Source organism: bacterium, assembly GCA_035703895.1.
Classification (GTDB): domain Bacteria; phylum Sysuimicrobiota; class Sysuimicrobiia; order Sysuimicrobiales; family Segetimicrobiaceae; genus Segetimicrobium.
The window spans coordinates 1-7,626 of record DASSXJ010000184.1; the positions used below are offsets into that span (position 1 = coordinate 1).

General features: G+C 65.9%; 8 protein-coding genes. All 8 read left to right on the forward strand.

Annotation, left to right across the window (positions count from 1 at the left end; all coding sequences use genetic code 11):
- On the forward strand, positions 1-381 hold a 381-nt coding region (locus VFP86_12845), incomplete at its 5' end, for an ABC transporter permease (protein ID HET9000527.1).
- A 28-nt stretch (positions 382-409) separates the two neighbouring features.
- Positions 410-1,237, forward strand: a complete 828-nt coding sequence (nikC, locus tag VFP86_12850; GenBank protein ID HET9000528.1) for a nickel transporter permease — start codon at positions 410-412, stop codon at positions 1,235-1,237.
- A gap of 7 nt (positions 1,238-1,244) precedes the next feature.
- Complete coding sequence (locus tag VFP86_12855; protein HET9000529.1) at positions 1,245-2,669, forward strand: glycosyltransferase family 39 protein; 1,425 nt, start codon at positions 1,245-1,247, stop codon at positions 2,667-2,669.
- Positions 2,670-2,729: 60 nt separating this feature from the next.
- Positions 2,730-4,268: an ABC transporter substrate-binding protein gene (locus tag VFP86_12860; protein ID HET9000530.1), complete on the forward strand. Its 1,539-nt coding sequence runs from the start codon at positions 2,730-2,732 to the stop codon at positions 4,266-4,268.
- A 155-nt stretch (positions 4,269-4,423) separates the two neighbouring features.
- Positions 4,424-4,897: a group 1 truncated hemoglobin gene (locus VFP86_12865; GenBank protein HET9000531.1), complete on the forward strand. Its 474-nt coding sequence runs from the start codon at positions 4,424-4,426 to the stop codon at positions 4,895-4,897.
- A gap of 76 nt (positions 4,898-4,973) precedes the next feature.
- A complete protein-coding gene (locus tag VFP86_12870; protein ID HET9000532.1) occupies positions 4,974-5,804 on the forward strand; it encodes an alpha/beta hydrolase in 831 nt (276 codons plus the stop codon).
- 496 nt (positions 5,805-6,300) lie between these two features.
- A complete protein-coding gene (locus tag VFP86_12875) occupies positions 6,301-6,498 on the forward strand; it encodes a hypothetical protein (GenBank protein HET9000533.1) in 198 nt (65 codons plus the stop codon).
- A 135-nt stretch (positions 6,499-6,633) separates the two neighbouring features.
- The gene (locus tag VFP86_12880; protein ID HET9000534.1) at positions 6,634-7,467 is read left to right on the forward strand and encodes a lysozyme inhibitor LprI family protein; all 834 of its coding nucleotides are present in this window, start codon (positions 6,634-6,636) and stop codon (positions 7,465-7,467) included.
- Positions 7,468-7,626 lie beyond the last annotated feature (159 nt).

Here is a 7,626-nt window from a genome sequence, read left to right on the forward strand (position 1 = left end):
GGGTATTATTCCGCCGGCCTCATCACGCGGATGACCCGCGGGAGCCTGCTCGAGGTCCTGCGCCAGGACTACGTGCGGACCGCGCGCGCGAAAGGGCTGGCAGAGGGGCGGGTGGTGCTCCGGCACGCGCTGCGCAACGCGCTCCTCCCGACCGTCACCGTGATCGGATTGACCTACGGCAGCCTGCTCTCCGGCGCCGTGCTCACCGAGACGATCTTCTCGTGGCCAGGCGTGGGACGGTACGCGACTAACTCGGTCATCAGCGTGGATATCCCGGCCGTCCTGGGGGTGACGCTGGTGATCGCGGTGATCTACTCGACGGCGAACCTCGCCGTCGACGTCCTCTACGCGTACTTGGATCCTCAGGTTCGCTACTCGTAACGTTCCTTATAAGGAGCAGACCACGGAGATCGTCTGGCGGGCGATGCGGAGGAGTCCGTTGACGCTCACCGGCGGGGTGATCGTCGCCGTCTTCATTTTCATCGCCCTCCTCGGCCCGTTCCTCGCTCACCAGAACCCGCTCGCTCAGGACCTGGGCCAAAGGTTGATCGCGCCGAGCCGCGTCCACCTCTTCGGCACCGACTCGCTCGGGCGCGACGTCTTCGCTCGCGTGATCTACGGGGCCAGGATCTCGGTCGTGGCTGGCGGTGCCGTAGTCACGGGCGCGACGATCTTCGGCCTCGCGACCGGTATGCTTGCCGGGTGGAACGGCGGATGGTGGGACGAGGCGCTGATGCGGATCACCGACATGTTTCTGGCATTCCCGAGCCTCATCCTCGCGATGGCCATCTCGGCGATCCTGCGGCCCAACCTCACCAACGCCCTGCTGGCCATCACCGTGACCTCGTGGCCGGTCTATGCCCGGATCGCTCGGGCCCAGGTGCTCTCGCTGCGTGGCCGGGAGTACGTGGAGGCGGCCCGCGCCGAAGGTGCGACAGACACCGCGATTCTTGCGCGCCACCTCGTCCCCAATGCCATCGCACCCATCCTGGTGCAGGCCACGCTGGATGTCGGCAGCATCATCCTCACCGCAGCCGGGCTGTCGTTCATCGGCTTTGGTGCGCAGCCGCCGACGCCCGAGTGGGGGCTCATGGTCTCCGATGGGCGCCGGTTCCTCATGGAGCAGTGGTGGATCGCGACCTTTCCGGCCATCGCCATCCTCTTCCTCGTCCTGGGGTTCAACCTCTTCGGGGACGGCGTGAGAGACCTGCTGGATCCGAGGTTGCGGAAGGCGTAGCCAATTGATGGCTCACCGCTCGACGGCGGTCGTGCTCGGCCTGATCGCCGCTGCGGCGGTCTTGCAGGTGGTCGGGGCCGCGCGCGTACCCGTCCCGGTCCACTACGATTACGACGAAGGCGTCTACGCCGCGACGGCCGATGCGGTCGGGCACGGCGGTCGGCTGTACCAGGACGTCTTTGTGAGCCAACCCCCCGTGCTGATCCTGACGATCCGGGGGATGTTCGCGCTCCTCGGGACATCTCTCCCCGTCGCGCGGAGCACGGTGGTGCTTTCCTCAGCCCTCTGGCTCATCGCGATCCTCGCGATGCTCGTCGCTCGAGGGTGCCCCTGGGGCGGCGCCCTAGCCGTCTGTCTCCTCATAGGGCGGCCGGTGTTTCTCGTCATGGCGCGCACAGTGGAGATGGAGGTGCCGAGCGAAGCGCTGGCGTGCGCCGCCTTTGCCTTGGCCGCATGGGGGGCACGGCGCCCGGGACCCGTTTGGTGGGCCGGTGCCGGCGCCCTGGCGGTGCTCGCGCTCATGACGAAGCTGACCGCCGCCACCTGTCTCCTGCCCCTTGCCGGCGCCGCGATCACCCACGGACCCGCGCTGGGTCGGAGGTTGGCGTTGATGGCGGCGGGAGCCGTTCTTGCCACCGGCGTGCTCCTGCCCTTCATCGCCACGGCCGGGTTTTTGGATCAGGTCTTCGCGTTTCACGTCGTCCTCGCGCGCGCGCATCCGCAGTCGCCCCTGACCCACGCGGCAACCATCGCGCGGTTCTTGACATCGCAATGGCCGGTCAGCGCCGCCGGTGCGTTTGGACTCTGGTGGTCGATCCGGAGCGGCACCTGGCTGGACCGCGCCCTCGTTGTGTGGCTCGCCGCCGACTGCGCCGTCCTGATCGGCCTGACTCCCCTCTGGGAACACCACCTCATCATTCTGATGTCACCGCTTGCGCTGCTGGCCGGCAAGGCGCTGGATCGCATCGGTGTCTGGATCGCTCGATCAGGCGAGGGGGCACGCCTGGCAACGCGTGCCGGGCTCGCCGCGGTCATCGCCGCCTACCTCATCTGGGGCGTCTCCGCCGTGCCGAAGCCGGCTTCGTCGGGGGAACTCGAACGGGCCGTTGCGCAGATCGGCGGTGCCGTTCCCGCAGGTGGAAAGATCCTCACCGACGATCCGATGGTGGCCTTCTTGGCCCGCCGCCCCCTGGCGGCCGGATTGGTCGACACCTCGCTGGCGCGGATCTGGGCAGGCGAGATCACAGAGGCGAAACTGCTGCCGTTGTTGCACGAAAACGGGACGGATGCGGTGGTGTTCTGGCGGGGGACCTTCCGCGCATACTTTCCACGCTTGGAGCCTGCCGCGGCGAGTCTGTTCCCGGTCGCGGTGGCGGCTCGGGGCGGCCGCGTCCTGCTGTTCAAGGTGCCGCCGGTCCTCGGGCGCCCCTGAGGGGGACGAGGAGGAGGAAGGGCAGCACCTGCCGGATTCACCCGGCGAGGAGGTGAGGCGATGCGGCGCTGGAGTGCATGGTGTCTTGCCGGCATGATGGTGCTGAGCGTGTTGGGACCGGCGTCGGCCCAGGGCGGTCAGCGGGGCGGGACGCTTCGGGTCGCCCTCGAGGGGGATCCGCCGACCATGGATCCCCACCGATCGGGCGCCGTCGTCGAGCGGCAAGTGTATCAAAACCTCTACGACAAACTTATGGACACGGACGCCGACCTGGCGATCGTGCCGATGCTCGCCACGTCGTGGACGGTCAGCCCCGACGGGCGGTCCGTGACCTTCAAACTTCGGCAGGGGGTGACCTTTCACGACGGCACCCCGTTCAATGCCGAGGCGGTCAAGTACAACGTACAGCGCATGCTCGATCCCAACTTCCCCTCGGTGCGGCGCAGCGAGATCAAGCCGGTGAAAGAGGTCGTCGTCGTCGATCCCTCCACCGTCCAGTTCGTTATGGAGCGGCCGTACAGCCCGCTGCTCTACGTGCTGACCGACCGCGCGGGGATGATGGTCTCCCCGGCGGCGGCGCAGAAGGACGGCCTGAACTTCTCGCTCCATCCGGTGGGGACCGGGGCGTTCCGTTTCGTCGAGAAGGTTCCTCAAGACCACATCACGCTTGAGCGCAATCCGAACTACTGGGCGAAGGGGTTGCCGTATCTCGACCGGCTGATCTTCCGAACGATCGTGGACGACAACGCGCGCGTCGCGAACGTGAAGTCGGGCGACATCGAAATGATCAGCGGGGTGCCGCTGCCGCAGGTGACGCAGCTCGCAAAGGAGGCGGCACGGCCGGGCGCGCGCATCCGGCTGCTCGAACACGGCGCGTTCGAGTGGGACGGCATGTCGCTCAACACGACCCGGTCGCCGTTCGACAGCAAACTTTTGCGCCAGGCGTTCAGCGCGACGATCGACCGGGACGCGATCGCCAACGCCGTCCTGCAGGGCGCGGCCTATCCCGCCAATTCGTTTTTCCCGACCGGAACGCCGGCGTATGATCCGACCTGGAAGGTCCCCGCCCGGAACCTTTCGGTTGCCAGGGAGAAGCTCCGGGAGGCGGGACGCCCCGACGGGTTCGAGTTCATCGTGCTGGCGACCGCGGGGCAGCAGCGGCAGGCGGTGGCGCAGGCGCTCCAGGCGATGGCGGCCGATGCGGGGATTCGCTTGAAGATTCAGATCGTCGAGACGGGTGCGCTGGGCGATTCGATCACCCGTCTCCAGCACCAGGCGGCGCTGATGATTTGGAGCGGCCGGCCTGACCCGGATTTCGACATCTACCCGTTCGTGACCCCATCTGGGATTGGCGCGCTCAACTTCGCCGGCTACGCGAACCCCAAAGTCGAGGAGATGCTGGACAGCGCCCGGTATCTCAACAACATGGCGCAGCGGCGGCGCGTCTATCACGAGGTGACGAAGATCCTGGCAGACGACGAGCCATACGTCATTCTGTACTTCCCGAAGGAGTACAAGCTCGTCTCGACCCGAGTGCGTGGGTTCGCCCATGTCCCCGATGGGATGCTGCGGCTTCGGTCGGTATGGTTGGCCCCTTGAGCCTGGTACGAACAGGCTTTCGTCTGGTCCACCGCGCAGAGTCCGGACGAAACACCGGGCCGGACACCTCTGATGGAAGGAGTGGCGAGCACCGAAAATCAATTACCGGTGGACATGCCGAATGATGTGCAATAACGGTGAAGGGGTGAGACGGGATGCGGGATCGGGTCGGACAACGCGGGATTCTCTGGGCAGTCGTCACGGCCGTGGCAATCGTCGGCGCGATCACCCTAGGCACATATGTGCATGCCCAGAGCCAGGCCAAATCGCTCTATGCGCGGCTCGGAGGGTATGACGGGATCGCGGCGGTGAGCGACGACTTCGTCGGACGGCTGGCCAGTGACCCACAGCTCGGCAAGTTCTTCGTCGGCCACAGTCAGGATTCGCTGCGTCGGATCCGCCAGCTCGTGGTGGACCAGTTGTGCGAGGCGACCGGGGGCCCGTGCTACTACATCGGGCGTGACATGCGAACGGCGCACAAGGGCCTGGGGATCAGCGAGTCAGACTGGCAGGTCGCGGTCAAGCACCTCGGAGAGAGCTTTGACAAGTTTAAGGTGCCTCAGCAAGAACGCAGCGAGCTCGCCGGCGCGCTGGGGAAACTGAAGGCCGATATCGTGGAGAAGCCCTGACCGGGGAGTGGGACATTGACTCCCGGCCGATGGGACGGGGAACTCAGCGCCAGGCCGGGCGGGGGATCGGGCAGGGATGATGCTTGAGGTCGGTGGACTCCGCTTTCACGTTGTGGACGAAGGGAAGGGAACCCCCGTCGTCCTGCTGCACGGATTCCCTGATACCGCCCGTATCTGGCGATCGCAGATTGCGGCCCTCACCGCGGCAGGTTACCGCGCCATCGCCCCCGACCTGCGGGGACGCGGCCGCAGCGAGCGTCCCCCGAGTGTGTCCGATTACTTGTTGGCCGCTCTCGTTGGCGATGTTACCGGCATCATGGACGCGCTGGACGTGGAGCGGGCGCACGTGGTCGGTCACGACTGGGGTGCTGGAGTGGCATGGGTGCTGGCCTCCCTGGTTCCCCAACGGGTGGATCACCTCGTCGTCATCTCGGTCGGCTTCCCGGGCGTGACACGCCCTGATCTCGAGGCGCTCCAGAAAGCTTGGTACCGGCTCCTGTTTCTGTTCGAAGGAACGGCCGAGGAGCTGTTGCAAAAAGACGACTGGTACCTCTTCCGCGAGACGCTCCAAGGGCGGGGCGACGTTGAGCAATACATCGCCGAGCTCTCGGAGCCGGGTGCGCTGACCGCTGGGCTGAACTGGTACCGGGCGAATCTGCCCGCCGGCCAACTACTCGGGCCGTCGCTCCAGCTGCCGCCGGTGCAGGCCCCGACGCTCGGCATCTTTGGGACCGAGGAGCCCTATCTGACAGAGGCCTCGATGGTGCGTTCCAAGGAACAGGTCCGGGGAGCGTGGCGTTATGAGCGTCTCGAGGGTATTGGGCACTGGGTGCAGCTTGAGGCTTCAGAGCGGCTCAACACGCTTCTCCTCGAGTTCCTCCCCAAGCGGCCCGACGTGAGGGCGTAGACCCCTAAGACCTGACGCAAACCTCCGGAAAACCTCTTATATCAGGCCGCTGGCCTGCGGCCGTGCGTCTAAACCGCGCTGGTTGTGGGTATGAGAAAAGATGCCCGGACGTGCGCGGTTTTGGGAGGTGAGGCGATGCGGATTATGGGCCTTCTCGTAACCTGCACGATGGGGTTGGCGTTACCCCTCGGACTGCCCTGGTTGGCCACTCTGCCCGAACCGATTCCATCGTCGCCCGAAGTCTCGCTGTGTCTGGTACCCATGGGGTCGCCGGTCGACTCCTTTGGATCCTGTTCCGACCACACGCCATCCTGGCCGGGCGGTGAGAATCAACTCGACCCCGAGTAAACGCGTGGAACGCCGGCCACGCCGGTGTGATGACGACCGTCGGCCCCGGGGGAGACCTCTCCCGAGGCCGCAACTTTGACAGGGTCTACGAATTTTTTGCTTGGGGCATAACAATCGGCGTGTGTCAAAAATCCCAGGAGGTGGATCGATGCGGTTGGTTGCCCTCGTGTTGACGGTGATCGCGTTTGGGGCCGGTCTCGGGCTCGTCTCGATTGGAACAGTCCTGGCTCACGCCGGAGATGGCGGCGGGGTGGTCGAAGTGTTGCAGAGCTTCCCATCCTGCCCGGCCACCCGAGCCGTGGTGGCGGCTGCGACCGACCAGTCGTGCGCGGACCTGCGGCCGTAGGTGCCGTCCAGGCGGACGCTCCATGATCCGAAGCGATCGATCACCTCGCTAACGGAACGTCCAGTTCGTGAGGCCCTCGGGGTCGACAGCCCCGAGGGCCTCGGCGTTGGTAGACGGTTCCACTGGGAGGCACACATGCAGCACCCGATCCGCAGCGTGATCCGCCGGCTCTGTTGTGTGCGTCTGGCGGCGCTCGTCCTCGCCGCTTTGTTGATCTCGAACTCCGGTGCTCGGGCACACCCCTCCCTCGGGCAACACGTGCTGCCGTGGGACTGGTCGCGTCCGGCCCGGGCGTATGCGGCCCAAGAGAGTTCCACCGAAGATTCGTTGCACAGGTACCCGTGTCCCGAGCCCAACCGGACTCAAATCGAATTGGACGGCTGTGCCGCCGAGTTGCAGAAGGACGCCGAGCGGCACCTCAGAGAGACCTACGAGAACCTACTCGCTCGGGTCAACGGCGGCAGGAGGGTCGCGCTGGGGACTGCACAGGCGGCGTGGGCAAGCTACCGCGACAGGGACTGTGATGCCCAGTATGAGGCCTATCGCGGCGGCAGCATCGCTCCGGAGGAGTATGGCCTGTGCATGGCCTGGACGGCAACCGCACGAGAACGCGAGCTCAAACGTCTCTTCGGCTTGGTCGTATCGCCGAGCCGGACGAACGAGATGATCGCCTGCCTGGGCCCCGTCGTCGCTGAGGCGGAGAGGACCGCCTGCGCGATGTCGTTGTACGCGGCGGCACGGAAGGAGCTGGCAGAGACGTACCGGTCCGTCCTCGAAGAGTTCGCCGCGAGGCGCGCCTACTTAGTGAGGGTGAAGATGCGGGAGGCGCAGTGGGCCTGGGGCCGCTATCGGGATGCCGATTGTGAGTTGGTGGCGCCAGACGCCCACACGCCTGCCACGGAGGCGACCCGGATCGTGTGCTTGACGATCGTGACGCAGGAGCGGACACGGAGGCTCAGGGATATATAGCGTCCGACGCTCCTAGAGATCCGCGGGCCGGTCGTCTTAAAAGAGGCTGTACCTGGCGAGATGGGCATCCTCAAGCGTTTCGTTCGCTTTGAACGCCCCATAGAGCATCACAAACGGGAGAAGGATGCCGCCCGAGAGCATGATCAAGATCGTGAGAAT